This is a genomic window from Terrabacter lapilli (genome assembly GCF_039531305.1).
Classification (GTDB): Bacteria; Actinomycetota; Actinomycetes; order Actinomycetales; family Dermatophilaceae; genus Terrabacter; species Terrabacter lapilli.
Window position 1 is genome coordinate 797,591 of record NZ_BAAAPU010000007.1, and the last position, 14,581, is coordinate 812,171.

General features: G+C 73.2%; 13 protein-coding genes and 2 pseudogenes. 10 read left to right on the forward strand and 5 right to left on the reverse strand.

Translation table 11 applies throughout. The annotated features are described in order from the left end of the window. Nucleotides 1-33: 33 nt before the first annotated feature. The gene (locus ABD241_RS11600) at nucleotides 34-744 is read right to left on the reverse strand and encodes a hypothetical protein (RefSeq protein ID WP_344062313.1); all 711 of its coding nucleotides are present in this window, start codon (nucleotides 742-744) and stop codon (nucleotides 34-36) included. A 137-nt stretch (nucleotides 745-881) separates the two neighbouring features. Here ABD241_RS11600 and ABD241_RS11605 point away from each other — a divergent pair, with 137 nt between their 5' ends. The 4 genes and pseudogenes from ABD241_RS11605 to ABD241_RS20675 all read left to right on the forward strand — a co-directional run. Continuing rightward, nucleotides 882-1,619, forward strand: a complete 738-nt coding sequence (locus ABD241_RS11605) for a response regulator (protein WP_142180872.1) — start codon at nucleotides 882-884, stop codon at nucleotides 1,617-1,619. Then, the gene (locus ABD241_RS11610; RefSeq protein WP_344062319.1) at nucleotides 1,597-3,315 is read left to right on the forward strand and encodes a sensor histidine kinase; all 1,719 of its coding nucleotides are present in this window, start codon (nucleotides 1,597-1,599) and stop codon (nucleotides 3,313-3,315) included. Before ABD241_RS11605 ends, ABD241_RS11610 begins: the two co-directional genes overlap by 23 nt. Nucleotides 3,316-3,535: 220 nt before the next feature. Further along, nucleotides 3,536-5,632: a glycosyltransferase family 39 protein gene (locus ABD241_RS11615; protein ID WP_344062322.1), complete on the forward strand. Its 2,097-nt coding sequence runs from the start codon at nucleotides 3,536-3,538 to the stop codon at nucleotides 5,630-5,632. A gap of 5 nt (nucleotides 5,633-5,637) precedes the next feature. After that, a pseudogene (locus tag ABD241_RS20675) lies at nucleotides 5,638-6,045 on the forward strand (GtrA family protein); the annotation flags it as partial. A gap of 18 nt (nucleotides 6,046-6,063) precedes the next feature. Here ABD241_RS20675 and ABD241_RS11620 read toward each other — a convergent pair. Together ABD241_RS11620 and ABD241_RS11625 are read right to left on the reverse strand one after the other, a co-directional pair. Next, nucleotides 6,064-7,161, reverse strand: a complete 1,098-nt coding sequence (locus tag ABD241_RS11620) for an MBL fold metallo-hydrolase (protein WP_344062324.1) — start codon at nucleotides 7,159-7,161, stop codon at nucleotides 6,064-6,066. Between the two features lie 87 nt (nucleotides 7,162-7,248). After that, nucleotides 7,249-8,565 carry an MBL fold metallo-hydrolase gene (locus ABD241_RS11625; RefSeq protein ID WP_344062326.1) on the reverse strand — a complete coding sequence of 439 codons (1,317 nt, stop codon included), beginning with the start codon at nucleotides 8,563-8,565 and terminating at the stop codon, nucleotides 7,249-7,251. A 114-nt stretch (nucleotides 8,566-8,679) separates the two neighbouring features. Here ABD241_RS11625 and ABD241_RS11630 point away from each other — a divergent pair, with 114 nt between their 5' ends. The 5 genes from ABD241_RS11630 to ABD241_RS11650 all read left to right on the forward strand — a co-directional run bounded on the left by ABD241_RS11630 (nucleotide 8,680) and on the right by ABD241_RS11650 (nucleotide 11,607). Beyond that, a complete protein-coding gene (locus ABD241_RS11630) occupies nucleotides 8,680-9,255 on the forward strand; it encodes a toxin-antitoxin system HicB family antitoxin (protein ID WP_344062328.1) in 576 nt (191 codons plus the stop codon). Between the two features lie 45 nt (nucleotides 9,256-9,300). After that, the gene (locus ABD241_RS11635; protein WP_344062331.1) at nucleotides 9,301-10,170 is read left to right on the forward strand and encodes a DUF4097 family beta strand repeat-containing protein; all 870 of its coding nucleotides are present in this window, start codon (nucleotides 9,301-9,303) and stop codon (nucleotides 10,168-10,170) included. Further along, nucleotides 10,167-10,517 carry a hypothetical protein gene (locus tag ABD241_RS11640; RefSeq protein ID WP_344062334.1) on the forward strand — a complete coding sequence of 117 codons (351 nt, stop codon included), beginning with the start codon at nucleotides 10,167-10,169 and terminating at the stop codon, nucleotides 10,515-10,517. Before ABD241_RS11635 ends, ABD241_RS11640 begins: the two co-directional genes overlap by 4 nt. An 84-nt stretch (nucleotides 10,518-10,601) precedes the next feature. After that, the gene (locus ABD241_RS11645; RefSeq protein WP_344062337.1) at nucleotides 10,602-11,264 is read left to right on the forward strand and encodes an FMN-binding negative transcriptional regulator; all 663 of its coding nucleotides are present in this window, start codon (nucleotides 10,602-10,604) and stop codon (nucleotides 11,262-11,264) included. Nucleotides 11,265-11,304: 40 nt separating this feature from the next. Beyond that, complete coding sequence (locus ABD241_RS11650) at nucleotides 11,305-11,607, forward strand: hypothetical protein (protein WP_344062340.1); 303 nt, start codon at nucleotides 11,305-11,307, stop codon at nucleotides 11,605-11,607. Between the two features lie 53 nt (nucleotides 11,608-11,660). Here ABD241_RS11650 and ABD241_RS11655 read toward each other — a convergent pair whose 3' ends face one another. Together ABD241_RS11655 and ABD241_RS11660 are read right to left on the reverse strand one after the other, a co-directional pair. After that, nucleotides 11,661-13,361 (reverse strand): NAD(P)/FAD-dependent oxidoreductase, encoded by a 1,701-nt coding sequence (locus tag ABD241_RS11655; RefSeq protein WP_344062343.1) that lies wholly within the window; start codon nucleotides 13,359-13,361, stop codon nucleotides 11,661-11,663. Between the two features lie 10 nt (nucleotides 13,362-13,371). Next, on the reverse strand, nucleotides 13,372-14,238 hold the full coding sequence (locus tag ABD241_RS11660; RefSeq protein ID WP_344062346.1) for a phosphatase PAP2 family protein: 867 nt from the start codon (nucleotides 14,236-14,238) through the stop codon (nucleotides 13,372-13,374). Between the two features lie 144 nt (nucleotides 14,239-14,382). Here ABD241_RS11660 and ABD241_RS11665 point away from each other — a divergent pair. Continuing rightward, a pseudogene (locus ABD241_RS11665) lies at nucleotides 14,383-14,581 on the forward strand (HNH endonuclease signature motif containing protein); the annotation flags it as partial.

Consider the following 14,581-nt stretch of genomic DNA (forward strand, 5'->3'; position numbering starts at 1 on the left):
CGCTTCGCGGCCGGTCGTTCCGAGCGCCCCCGGTCAGGTGGTGTGGACGCCGCCCGTCGTGCCGGAGCCGCCCGAGCCGTCCGGCGCGGTCCCGTCGTGGTCGTGGTCGGGGTCGAGGCCCTGGTCGTCCTGGCCGAGCTGCTGCAGCTGCTGGAGCAGCTGCTGCGGGCTGAGCCCGCCCAGCTGGTCGGGGTCGATGCCGTTCAGGCCCTGCCCCGAGCCTCCGTCCTGCAGGTTCGGCAGCTGCTTCGGGAGGGTGCCCTGCTGGTTGGGCAGGCCCTGCTGGTTCTGCTGGTTGGGCAGGCCCTGCTGCCCACCTCGGAGGCCGAAGCCGTGCCGTCCACCGACGCCGCCGAACCCGCCGGGCCCGTGGAAGTCGCCGTCGTCGCCGACCGCGCCCTGGCGCAGCGCCGCCGCGGCCCCGACCGCGCCGACCGTGCCCAGCACGACGGCAAGACCGGCGGTCAGGGCGGTCCTCCGGCCGCTCCAGCGCCGGCTCTGCCTCCCGGCACCGCTGGGCGGCGGGGTGGACGCGGAAGCGGGCGCGGCGGCATACGCGTAGGGAGTGGTCGGCGGTGCCACGGGGTGGTCACCCGGGTGCGTGGCCCAGGCGGACGGGAGCAGCTGGGTGTCTCCCGGGCGCGGCTCGCCCGTGCGCGTGCCGGCCGGAGCGTCGGGGTCGAACTGCGGAAGCCCGGACCGCGCCGGCTCGGTCGGGCCCTGGTGCGTGGACTCGTTGCTCATGGCTCACACGGTCGGACCCGTGCCTGTGCAGCGGCTGTGGCGCAGCCGTCGGCGTGCTGGGACTGTGTGCCCAACTGCACAGGATCCGCACAGGAAGCCACTGGTCACGGCACAGGGGCGGGGGTTTCACTGGGACCATGAGCGAGAAGACCAAGCCGGCAACAGCGCGACTCCAGCGACTCGACGGCTCCCCGGTGCGGGTGCTCGTCGTCGACGACGAGGCGAACCTCACCGAGCTGCTCGGGATGGCCCTGCGCTACGAGGGCTGGGACGTCCGCGCGGCCGGCACCGGGATGGAGGCGGTGCGCGCCGCCCGCGAGTTCGACCCCGACGCGGTGGTGCTCGACATGATGCTCCCCGACTTCGACGGGCTCGAGGTGCTGCGCCGGATGCGCGCCGACAACAGCAACGTGCCGGTCCTCTTCCTCACCGCCAAGGACGCCGTCGAGGACCGCGTCTCGGGCCTCACGGCCGGTGGCGACGACTACGTCACCAAGCCCTTCTCGCTCGAGGAGGTCGTGGCCCGCGTGCGCGCCCTCATGCGCCGCACCACCGTCGCGGTCTCGTCCTCCGACTCGATGCTCGTCGTCGGCGACCTGACGCTCGACGAGGACAGCCACGAGGTGATGCGCGGCGGCGAGGAGATCCGCCTGACGGCGACGGAGTTCGAGCTGCTGCGCTACCTCATGCGCAACCCCAAGCGCGTGCTGTCCAAGGCCCAGATCCTCGACCGCGTGTGGAACTACGACTTCGGCGGCCAGGCCAACGTCGTCGAGCTCTACATCTCCTACCTGCGCAAGAAGATCGACGCCGGCCGTGAGCCGATGATCCACACCATGCGAGGGGCGGGGTATGTCCTCAAGCCGGCCGTCTGACCACGCCGAGCTCACCCACCCCAACCCGCCCGGCGACCAGCCCGACCCGGCCGACCTGCCCGACGTCGCCGCGACCGAGCCGGACGTCTTCGCACGCGGCGTCGGCTTCTCCGACGCCTCCGGCAGCTCCAGCGACTCCGGGAGTGCCAGCGACTCCGGGAGCCTCGGAGAGTCCGACCGGCCGACGATCCAGGACCGCCTCGCCGAGGTGCGAGGACGCATCCGGCCCTGGTCGGCCTGGACCCTGCGGGCCAAGCTCGTCGCCTCGATGCTCGCCCTCTTCACCGTGCTCAGCCTCGCCACGAGCGCGTTCACCGTCGTCGCCCTCGACCGACAGCTCATGAGCCAGGTCGACGACCAGCTGCGCACCTCGGTGTCGCAGCTGGTGAACGGCCGGCCCTTCGACACCGGTCTCGGCGACCGTGACGGTGGAGGTCCGCGGGGCCCCGGCGACGAGGGCCTCATCGCGTTCTTCCCGACGAGCCCGACGGCCGACGTGCCCGCTCCTGCCGGAACCGCGTCCGCCGGCGGACACGACCGCACCCCGCTGTCGTCGACGCAGCTGACCGACCTGAGCGCGGCGGGGGTCGGCATGGAGCCGACCACGGTGAAGCTGGGGGGCCTCGGTCCCTATCGCCTCGTCTCGTCGACCGGGTCGCTCGTCAACCCCCAGACCCGGACCGTCACCAGCGGCACGTTCGTCGTCGGCCTGCCCATCGAGCAGCAGCAGCACACCGTGCAGCGCATGGTCTTCCTCGCCATCAGCACGCTGTTGGGAGGCATCCTCCTCGTCGCGGTCCTCGGCACCTGGCTGGTCCGGCGCAACCTCGAGCCGCTGCGGCGGGTGGCGGCCACGGCCACCAAGGTCTCCCAGACGCCGCTGGCCTCCGGGTCGGTCGCCATCGCCGAGCGCGTCGACCCCGTCGACACCGACCGGCGCACCGAGGTGGGCCAGGTCGGCGCCGCGTTCAACGACATGCTCGACCACGTCGACGAGGCGCTCAACGCGCGGCACCGGAGCGAGCAGCGGGTGCGCCAGTTCGTCGCCGACGCCTCGCACGAGCTGCGCACCCCCCTCGCGTCGATCAAGGGGTATGCCGAGCTGTCCCGTCGCGAGCCCAACGCCGTCCCGCCCACGGTGACCCATGCGATGGGGCGCATCGAGTCCGAGGCGAACCGGATGGGCTCGCTCGTCGAGGACCTGCTCCTGCTGGCCCGGCTCGACGCCGGCCGGCCCCTCGAGGAGGCGCCCGTCGACATGTCGATGCTCGTCATCAACGCCGTGAGCGATGCCCACGCCGCCTCGCCGGGCCACCACTGGGACCTCGACCTGCCTCCCGAGCCGGTCGAGGTCAGGGGCGACAGCGCGCGCCTGCACCAGGTCGTGACCAACCTGCTGGCCAACGCGCGTACGCACACCCCCGACGGCACCCGGGTCACCACGTCGGTGCGTCCGGAGGGTGAGTGGGTGCGCGTGGCCGTCCACGACGACGGCCCCGGCGTGCCGGAGTCGCTGCAGCCCAACGTCTTCGAGCGCTTCGCCCGCGGCGACGACGCCCGCAACCGGGCGAAGGGGAGCACCGGGCTGGGACTGTCCATCGTCGCGGCCGTCAGCAAGGCGCACGGCGGCCGGGTCGAGCTCGACAGCCGTCCGGGCGACACCACCTTCTCGCTGCTGCTGCCCGCCGCGTCCTGACCCGAACCGCGCCGTGGCGCAGTTGCAGCCCGCTCCGGAATGGGTGCGCGACCGGAAGTGCGCCACGGCGCAGTTGCAGCCCGCTCCGGGGTGCGTGCGCGACCGGAGGTGCGCCATGGCGCAGTCTCAGCCCGGGATGGCGGGGGTGGCGGGATCCACTCATTCCCGTACCAAAGTCACGTCATAGGAAGGGCACAGAGCGGGACACGACGGTGTGGGCATGGACACGATGACCCTCACCTCACCGGGCGCGGCGGCGGACCCCCGCTCCACGACCCAGCAGCCGCCCCGCGCCCGCGCGGGTCGTCCGACGTTCGCCCGCCTGTGGCGCGGAGCCGAGGCCGACCCGTCGTGGGCCCGTCCTGCGCTCCTCGGCCTCCTGCTCGCCACCCTCGTGCTCTACACGTGGAACCTCACGGCGAGCGGCTACGCGAACTCCTTCTACTCCGCGGCGGTCCAGGCTGGCAGCGAGAGCTGGAAGGCGTTCTTCTTCGGCAGCTCCGACGCGGCGAACTCGATCACCGTCGACAAGCCGCCGGCCTCCCTGTGGGTGATGGCCCTGTCGGTGCGCCTCCTCGGTCTCAACTCGTTCGCCATCCTCCTGCCGCAGGCTCTCATGGGGGTCGCGACGGTCGGCGTCGTCCACACGACGGTCAAGCGCCAGTTCGGCGCTGCGGCGGGCCTGATCGCCGGGGCCGTCCTCGCGCTGACGCCGGTCGCCGCGCTCATGTTCACCTTCAACAACCCGGATGCGCTGCTGACGCTGCTCATGGCGCTCGGTGCGTGGGCGACCCTCAAGGCGATCGAGCAGGCCTCGCCGAAGTGGATGGTCATCGTCGGCGTCCTCATCGGTCTCGGCTTCCTCACCAAGACCCTCCAGGTGCTCCTCGTCGTGCCGTTCTTCGGCCTCGCCTACCTCGTCGCGGCCCCGACCACGCTGCGCAAGCGCATCGTCCACTCGCTCCTCGCAGTCGGCGCGATGGTGCTGTCCGCGGGCTGGTGGGTCGCCGTCGTCGAGCTCATCCCGGCCTCGGCCCGCCCGTACATCGGCGGCAGCCAGACGAACTCGTTCCTCGAGCTGACCTTCGGCTACAACGGCCTGGGTCGCCTGAGCGGTGACGAGACCGGCTCCGTCGGCGGTGGCGGCCCGGCGGGCGCCGGCGCCGCAGCCGGTGGCGGAATGTGGGGCTCGACCGGGCTCTTCCGCATGTTCTCCTCCAGCGTCGGCGGCCAGGTCTCCTGGCTCATCCCGAGCGCGCTGATCCTCCTGGTCGCAGGCCTGTGGCTGCGGGGCCGACGCCTCCGGACCGACCTGCGCCGCGCGGCCTACCTCGTCTGGGGCGGCTGGCTCGTCGTCACGATGCTCGTCTTCTCGTTCATGGCCGGCATCTTCCACGAGTACTACACCGTGGCCCTCGCCCCGGCGATCGGCGCCCTCGTCGGCATGGGTGCGGTGGAGGCGTGGGAGCGCCGCTCGAGCGTCGTCGCGATGGTCGCGCTGGCCGCCTCGGCGGCGGCGGCCGCGGTCTGGGGCTTCGTCCTCCTCTCGCGCACGACGGCATACGGCGACTGGCTGCGCGTCTCGGTGCTCGCGGTCGGGATGGCGGCGGCCGTGCTCCTCCTCGTGGTGCAGCGGCTGCACTTGCGGGCCGTGCCCATCGTGCTCGCCGGTGCCCTCCTCGCGGGGCTGGCCGGACCCGCCGCGTATGCCGTGTCGACGACCGCACAGGGCCACAGCGGGTCCATCGTGACGGCCGGCCCGGCCGGCTCGAGCCGCGGACCGGGTGGGTTCGGTGGCGCTGCGCGGGGCGGTGTCGGTGCCGCAGTCCCCTTCGGCGGACAGGCACCGCAGGGACAGACCGGCCAGCAGGCCGGTCCCCAGGGCGGACTCCCGGGCGGCTTCCCGGGCGGGACCCCGGGCGGCGCTCAAGGTGGCGGCGGCATGGGCGGCCTGCTCGACGCCTCGACGCCGAGCACCGCCGTCGTCGCGGCCCTGTCGGCCGACGCACAGAAGTACACGTGGGTCGCCGCGGCCGTCGGCTCGCAGACCGCGGCGGGGCTGCAGCTCGGCACGCAGCTGCCGGTCATGGCCATCGGCGGGTTCAACGGCTCGGACCCGAGCCCGACGCTCGCCCAGTTCCAGCAGTACGTCGCCCAGGGCCAGATCCACTACTTCGCCGGCGGCGGAAGGGGATTCGGCAACCAGAACGGTGGCAGCAGCTCCTCGTCCGAGATCAGCTCGTGGGTGCAGGCCAACTTCGCCCCGGTGACGATCGACGGCTCCACGTTCTACGACCTGACCCAGCCCCTCCGGTGACGACCATGACGACCAGTGCGCCGACGCGGCCCACGTCCCGGGTCCGCCTCTCGCAGCAGCTCGTCCGCTTCGCCGGCGTCGGAGTGCTCTCCACCGCCCTGCACCTCGGCCTCTTCGCGGCCGCGGTGCGGGGCGGTGCCCCCTCCCAGCTCGCCAACGGGGTCGCGCTCGTCGTCGCGACCGTCTTCAACACGGCCCTCAACCGGGCGTGGACGTTCGGGGTCTCTGGGCGTCGCCGGCTCGTGGCCCACCACGGCCAGGCGCTCGTCATCTTCGCCATCACGTATGCGGCGACGACCCTCGCGCTCGCGATCCTCGGCGCGCTCGTGCCCTCGGCGAGCACGCTCGTGCAGACCTGCGTCGTGGCCGTGGCCAACGTGCTGTCCACGGCCGTTCGGTTCGTCGCGATGCGGCGCTGGATCTTCCGCCCGTCAGTCGCGGTCGAGGGGAGCGGCGCAGGCCTCCCACCAGGGGTCCTGGTGGGCGGCGACGACCTCGTCGATGTCGTTGTCGCTCAGCTGGATCCGCGTGCCGACCCGCGGCGCGACCAGGCGCACGCCTCGGGCGGCGGCGGCGCGGCGGGCCCAGCGGATCGGCTCGCTCCACCAGTGCGTCGCGAGGTTGAAGGTCGCCCAGTGGATCGGCAGCAGCACTGACTCCGTGCCGCCGCGGTTGACCTCGACGTGAGCGTCGACGGCCTGCTGCGGGTCGAGGTGGATGTCGGGCCAGTGGACGCTGTAGGCGCCGATCGGGATGAGGGTGAGGTCGAAGGGGCCGAGGTCGGTGCCGATGTCGGTGTAGCGGTGGGTCGGGCCGGAGTCCCCGCCGAAGAAGACGGAGTGACGCGGGCCGTGGAAGGACCAGGCGGCCCACAGGGACTGGTTGCGCACGAAGCCACGGCCCGAGAAGTGCCGGGCCTCGGTGCAGGTGAGGCGGATCCCCGCGATCTCGGTCTGCTCGCGCCAGTCCAGGCTGGTGATCCGGCCGGCCGGCACGCCCCAGGCGCGCAGGTGCTCGTCGACGCCGAGCGGGACGACGTAGTGCGGCCGGTGCGTGCGCTCGAGCTGGCGGATCGAAGGCTCGTCGAGGTGGTCGTAGTGGTCGTGGCTGATGACGACGGCATCGAGGCGCGGGATCTCGGCGATGCGAGCCGGCACGGGATGCAGGCGCTTGGGCCCGACGACGGCCGAGGGCGAGGCGCGGTTGCCGAACACGGGGTCGAGCAGGAACCTCCTGCCGTCCAGCTCGAGCACGCTCGTGGCATGGCCGTACCAGGTGACGGCGAGGTCGGCCGGCTCGTGCGGGTGCTGCGGCTTGACGACGGGCACGGTCCCCTTGGGGCGCCCGCGGCCGAACTCCCGCAGCATGGTCAGGGCCAGGTTGCCCGGGCCCTCGGCCTCGGACGTCGCCACCACGTGGGTCGGCTCGTGCGAGCGGAACTCGCCGTCGCGGTAGTGGGGGGAGGCGGTGACGCGCTGGCGCACCATAGAGGGGCTGGCGCCCATCCGGCGCAGGATCGGGAGCTGCACGGGCTTCTCCTGGAGGTCAGGGGTCGTCGGTCGCCCTCGGGACGTCCGCGTCGGTCACCGCGTCGTGCGCGGCTCGTCCATCTTCGCTCAGTCGCGGTCCTGGAGTGCCGCGCACTCCTCCCACCACGGCTCGGCGTACGCGGCTGCGACGGCCTGCGCGTCGCTGGAGGCGAGGTCCACGCGCTCGCCGACGCGGGGGAACGCGACGGGAACCCGGGCCTCGGCCGCGGCACGGCGCACCCGGCGTACGGGCTCGGCCCACCAGTGCATCGACAGGTTGAAGGTCGCCCAGTGCACCGGAACCAGGAGCGAGTCCTTGGCGGCCGTCGCGACTGTGCGGCTGGTCTCCGTTCGCTCGCCCTCCTCGTGGGTCCCGCCGGGGGTGTCGATGCGCTGGTCACCCTCGATGAAGTCGTCGGCCACGCCCGCCTCGTCCTCGGTGAGGGCGTACATCTCGTCGCCGATGCGGTTGACGTCACGGTGGGCGGCGACGGCCTGCTCGGGGTCCATGTGGATGTCGGGCCAGAAGGGGTCGTAGGCGCCGACCGGCATCAGGGTCAGGTCGAAGGGGCCGAGGTCGGCACCGATGGCCGCGAACCGCTTGGACGTGCCCGAGTCGCCCGGGAAGTAGGCGCTGTGGCGGGGCCCGCGCAGCGCCCAGCCCGCCCAGAGCGTCTGGCTGTCGACGAGGCCACGACCGGAGTTGTGGCGCGCCTCGGTGCACGTGACGCGGATGCCGGCCACCTCGGTCTCGTCGCGCCAGTCGAGGGCCGTGATGCGCTGCTCCGGGACTCCCCAGGCGAGCAGGTGCGCGTTGACGCCGAGGGGCACCACGTAGTGCGGCCGGTGGGTCTCCTCGAGCCGCACGATCGAGGGCTGGTCGAGGTGGTCGTAGTGGTCGTGGCTGATGAGCACGGCGTCGATGCTCGGGATCGCCGCGATCGAGCCGGGGACGGGGTGCATGCGGCGAGGGCCCACGTGCCGGACGGGGGAGACACGCTCGCTGAAGACCGGGTCGAGGAGGAACCGCGCGCCGTCGACCTCGAGGAGGCTGGTCGCGTGGCCGTACCACGTGACGGCGAGCTCGCCCGGTTCCACCGGGGGCTCGGCCGCCACGACGGGCACCCGGCGGACGGGCCGGCCCCGGTCGCCGACCCGGATCGCAGCGACCATCGCGCTCGTCTGGGCCCGGATGCGCGGACGCAGCGATGGCTCCTCGCCCTCGAAGCGACGGTTCTTGAAGTTCGGCGAGTCCTTGACGAGAGGGAGGATCGCGGCCGGGGAGGCACCCATCCGGTTCATGACCCGGACGAACTGTCGAGACCGGGTCCGTGAGGAGACCTTCTCGATGACGGAGGAGACCGTCCGCACGCTCGGACGGTCGGAGGTTCCGAGGCTGCGCATCGGGCACCTTTCGGGGGGTTGAGGGGTGAGGAGAACGTACCCGCTCGCGCTCACGGAGCCGCGCGCCAAGTTGGCGGCGCAATGGTGTTGACGTGACGTCACTATGGTGTCACCATGATGCGCATGGACATCACCGAGTACGTCGACGCACTGCGTCGGGATCTGGCCCAGGCGGCCAGGGCGATGGGGCCGGAGACCGAGCAGGCCGCAGAGCGCATCGGGTTCGCCCTCGACTCGTCCGCCCGGCTGGCCCTGATGGACGCGCTGTCCCACGCCGCGGCCGAGATCACGAACGAGCTCGACGGCGCCTCCGTCGAGGTGCGGCTGCAGGGCCGCGAGCCCGTCTTCGTCGTCGTCGGAGCCGGCCCGGCCGCCCTGTCCGACGACACCCAGGCCATCCGCGCCGATGACACCACCGTGATGTCACCGGACGAGGAGGGGGCCGAGACGTCCCGCATCACGCTCCGCCTCCCCGAGGCGCTCAAGGCGCGGGCGGAGGAGCTCGCGGCCGGACGCGGCCAGTCGCTCAACACCTGGATCGTGGGCGCCGTGCGGGCCGCCACCGCGACCGTGCCCGGCCCGCCCCCGGCGCCCGGGTTCCCGCCGGTGCCGCCCGGCCCCGGCTTCGGCCCCGGCGCGCCGGGCCGCAACCGCTCCTCCAACAAGCGCGTGCAGGGCTGGGTCCGCTGACCCGGCCGACCGACACCGACCACCTGCCTTCAGAAGGGACATCCCATGAGCACCACCCTCGAATCCCGTCTCGAGACGACGGGACCGATCAACCTCAAGGTCGAGCTGCTCGTCGGCGACGTGACGCTCACCGCCGGCGACGCACCGACCACCACCGTCCGGCTGCACCCGCACGGCAAGAACGGCGCCGAGCTCGCCGAGAAGTTCACCGTCGAGGCGCACGGCAACGACGTCGTGGTCCTCTCGCCGAAGATCCGCGACAGCTTCTTCGGACTGGGCACCAAGGGGTCCGTCGACGTCGAGGTCGAGCTTCCGTCCGGGAGCACGGTGGACGTCAGGACCGGCTCCGGGGACGTCGGTGCCACCGGCCTGCTCGACGACGTGCGAGCCACGACCGGCGCCGGCGACCTGGCCTTCCACGAGGTCGGCACGGCCCAGCTCAAGTCGGGTTCCGGCGACATCAGCCTGCAGTCGACCCGCGGCGACGCCTCCGCCAAGACCGGTTCCGGCGACATCTCGGTCGGTTCGGCAGGCGGACGCCTCGACCTGGTCTCGGGCAGCGGCGACATCGAGCTGCGGCGCTCGGACGCGGCCGTCAAGGCTCGGACGGGCTCCGGCGACCTCCACATCGGAGCCTCGACCGGTGACCTCGAGCTCGTGACCGGGACCGGTGACGTGGACCTCAGGGCCGTGCACGGCGGGCAGGTGCGCACCAAGACCGGCACCGGCGACGTCAGCATCGCGGTCGCGGCCGGCGTGGCCGCCTACCTCGACCTCAACACCGTCACCGGCGACGTCGACATCGACCTCGAGCAGACCTCCGGCCCGGGCGACGCCGAGGCCCAGGCGATGCTCGTGGTCCAGTCGGGCAGCGGCGACATCCGCGTCAAGCGGGCCCAGGTGAGCCTCGCATGAGCACCCGGACCGTCAGCCTGACGCCGCAGGAGGCACTGGCCCGCGACCTCATCGTCGAGCGCGTCGCCACCCGGCACCACGCCCCGAAGGCGCAGGGCAGCCGGCGCCACTCCCGTCGGCACACCCGTGCAGCACTGCTCCTGCGCCGGCTCGCCGAGCGGCTCGACCCCTCGGTGGTCCGCGACGCTCGCGACGCCCGCGAGGGTCGCGGGGCCGGAGGTGCCGCCGGTGCCGTCGCCGGTGCCGTCGCCGGTGCCACGCCGGGGCGCCTGGGCGGGGCGCCTCACGCGGGCCGCCCGCGTCCCTGGTCGGCTGCACCCCGCCCGGCCCAGCACCGGCGGAGCTGAGCGCCGGCCCCGCCCGTCGCTCCGACGGAGCCCGCCGACCCGATCGGCGGGCTCCGTCCGTCGTGCGCGTGCGACGATCTCGTCATGTACGTGCCCGGGTCCAACGCCATGGCCGACGTCGATCTCGACGAGTTCATCGCGCGGCGCGCGGCCGGCCACCTGGTCACGGTCGGGCCGGACGGCATACCCGACGCGACGCTCCTGCCCGTCCTCCTCGACGGCCGCGGGGGCGTCCGCGACGGCGCACGGCCCCGGGTGCTCGGCCACCTCGCCCGCGCGAACCCGCACTGGACCCGCATCGCCCCCGGCTCGCCGGGGCTTCTGGTCCTCACCGGCGCCGACGCGTACGTCTCGCCGTCGTGGTATGCGAGCAAGGCCACGCACGGCCGGGTCGTGCCGACGTGGAACTACACCGAGGTGCACGTGCGCGGTGCGGTCACGGTCCACGACGACCCGGACTGGGTGCTCGACGTCGTCACCCGGCTCACCGAGCGGCACGAGGACCACCGTGAGAGGCCGTGGGCCGTGCGGGACGCCCCGGACGCCTACGTCCGCGGCCAGCTGCGCGGCATCGTCGGGGTCGAGGTGCTCGTCGAGTCCGTCGAGGGCAAGGCGAAGCTGAGCCAGAACCGCTCGGACGCCGACCGCGACGGAGTCGTCGAAGGCCTGCGAGCAGAGACGGACCCCTCGTCGCACGAGGTGGCCGACGAGATGGAGCGCGTGTCCTCATCCCGCTCGCATCCCTGAGCCACAGAGGAGGCACAGGCGGCGACCCGACGGTGAGGTCATGGACACGACATCCCGCCCCGAGACCCCCGGCCCCGCCTCCTCCTCCATTCGTTCGGCGCTGCGACGCGGCCTCGGTGCCGCGGGCGCTGCGGTCGCCGTCGCGTTCGTCGGCACCGCGGCGCTCGGTGCCGGGCAGGGCCACGCCGCAGGCATCTCCGGCGGGCTGACTCCCGTGCCGGCCTCGGCCCCGTCGGCGCCCCACCCGCACCGGCACCACGCGGCCCACCCGGCGAACCTGCCGGCGGCCACGTCGACGGCATACCGCTACTCGTTCCGTGAGGGGCAGCTCATCCGGGTCTGACGAGCCGCGGGAGGGCGGCCCTCAGCCGGGGGGCCTCGGCGAGAGGGCGACCGTCAGCGGGTCTGCTCCAGCCACGCGTGCACGAGCGGCACCACCGACGCCCCCTCGCCGCTCGCGGCTGCGACGCGCTTCATCGAACCCGCCCGGATGTCGCCCGCGGCGAAGATGCCCGGGACCGTGGTCTCGAGGCTCTCGGGCGGCAGCCCGCCACGCCAGCGGTCCGACGGCACGTCGCGACCGGTGAGGACGAAGCCCCGGCCGTCCCTGGCCACCTCGTCCGGGAGCCAGTCGCAGTACGGCTCGGCCCCGATGAGGACGAACAGCCCGCGGCACTCGCGGCGCTCCTCGCCGCCGGTCCGGGTGTCGCGCACCGTGACCCACCCGAGGCGCCCGTCCTCGTCGGGACCGCCCTCGACGACCTCCGCGCACCCCTGGACCGTGATGCGGGGGTTGTGCTTGATCTCCGCGACGAGGTAGCTCGACATCGTCGCGGCGAGCGCCTCGCGACGCACGAGGATCGTGACCGATCGCGCGAAGCGCGCGAGGTGGATGGCCGCCTGCCCGGCGGAGTTGCCCCCGCCCACGACGACGACGTCGGAGCCCTCGAGCTCGCGGGCAGCGGTCATGGCGCTGCCGTAGTGGACGCCGAGGCCGACGAGGCCCTCGATGCCGGGGGCGCCGAGGCGGCGGTACTTCACGCCGGCCGAGACCACGACGGCGCGGGCGCGCACCTCCCCGCCGTCGGTCACGAGCACGTGCGGCCCCGGTGCGCCGTCGTCACCGGGCGTTCCCGGGACGAGCGAGGTGACCGGCCAGCCGGTGAAGAACTTGGTGCCGAAGCGGACTGCCTGGTTGCGCGCCCGCTGCGCGAGACGCATACCCGAGATGCCTCGCGGGAAGCCGAGGTAGTTGCGGATCATCGACGAGGTGCCCGCCTGGCCGCCGATGGCCTCCGACTCGAGGACGACCGTCGAGAGCCCTTCGGACGAGGCGTAGACCGCCGCCGCGAGGCCGGCCGGGCCGGCGCCGACGATCGCGACGTCGACGAGCCGGTCGACCACCACATCTGCGGGTCGGCCGTAGATGCGCGTGGCGACGTCGCGCACGTTCTGCGCGGGGGCCACGCGCTCGCCGAGGTCCATGACGAGCGGGTAGGTGACCTCGCCCGCCTCGCCGGCGCCACCGTCGGCGAGGTAGCGCTCCAGGACGTGACGGCCCTTGTCGCTGTCGGGGGCGTAGACGCGGTTGGGCATGCCCATCCGGTCGAGGTAGTCGCGGATGCTCAGCGTGAGAGCATCCTCGACGGGGGAGACGATCGCGACCGCCACGACCTCCGGCTCGGCGACGGTCGACCCCCAGTCCGACAGCAGCTCGCAGATGGCCGTGTGGAACTCCTCGTCGCGCGGCCCGCGGGGCGCCAGGAGGTAGGCGTCGTACTTGCCCTTCGCCATGCCGCCGCGCAGCCGGTCGGCGTCCTCGCGGAACGCGGACTCGTGCGCCGCGATGACGCGCCTGGCCGTCGGGACGCTGGCGCGCCACCAGTGGAAGGCCTCGAGCACCTCGGCGTCGGGCAGGCGCGACTCGGTGACGAACATGGCCACCTGGCCGCCGTCGGAGACGACGCCCTTGGCCGCCTGCTTGGCCTGCCGCGCCGACGTCGCCGTCACGAGCTCGTAGTCGCGGGCGTAGCGGGAGAACTCGTCGAGCAGCTGCTCGGAGCGGGTCTCGGAGACGAGGAGGATGACCGGCTTCACCCGGACGATCCTAGGAGCGCGAGCGCTCCTGGCGTATGCCGTCGGGCGAGTCCGCCGTCTCCGGTCGTTCGCGCAGGGTGAGCCACAGGCGGTGGGCGGTGATCACGGCCAGCGCCCACGCGAGGCCGATGAGCCAGCCGGCGATGACGTCGGTGAGCCAGTGGTGCCCGAGGAAGACGCGGGAGAGGCCCATCGACAGGACGAAGAGGGTGCCCACCGCGATGGCGACCGTGCGCTGCCAGGCGGCGGTCGTCTCGATGAGGACGAGGTAGACGACGACCGTCGTCAGCACCGTCGCGTTGAGGGTGTGCCCGCTCGGGAAGGAGGGCGAGGACTCGAGTGGGGGCACGGCGAGCGAGGCGGGTGGCCGGGCGCGGTCGACGAAGTCCTTCCCTGCGATGGTCATGACGAGGGAGCCGGCCGCGGCGATGAGGGCGAGGACGAAGGGGGTCCACCGGCGCCGGCGCCACGTGATGACCGCGACCGCGACGAGGGCCAGGATCGGCATGCCGACAGGTCCGCCGACGTCGGTGAAGGCCGTGACCGCCGAGTCGAGCCCCGGCGAGCGGAGGGAGACGGCGGTGTCGAGGACCGGGTGGTCGACGACCGTGATCCCGTCGCGCCCGACGACGGCCTCGTAGACGGTCTCGACGCCCTCGACGAGTCCGACCATGACACCCAGGGCGATCGCGGCGAAGACGAGGAAGGCCACGTGCGCCGACGACCACGTCGCCACCCGGCGTGCGGCCGGCCTGGAGGCGCGCGCCAGGTCGGTGAAGAGCCTCAGGAGCCACCGCCCGAACCGGGTGTGCCAGTGCGTGAGGTCGCGGCCGCCGATGGTGTCGTCGGGTGTCTGCGGGTGGATGGTCGACGGCATGACCCATCCTTACCCATGGGCTGCTGCGCAGCCGCGGGCGTATGCCGCGTGGTGGGGCGTGGCGCGTCGGATCCCGTTGGGGGCCAATCACTTTCATGGTGGACAAGTCTGGCGCAGGTGTTCGAACACCAGTACGATTGGGACATGAGCCAGAGCGCCGGGCGGATCGAGCAGGACTGGGACCACGTCGCATCCCTGGCCGCCGACCTGCACGACGCGCACGCCCGGCTGGTCGACTTCGTGAGCACCGTGCTGGCCGAGGGGTCCTGGCAGGCGGCCGGGCTGCGCTCGCCGGAGCACTGGCTGATGCTGCGTGCGGGGCTGTCCCGCGGGCAGGCGGCGG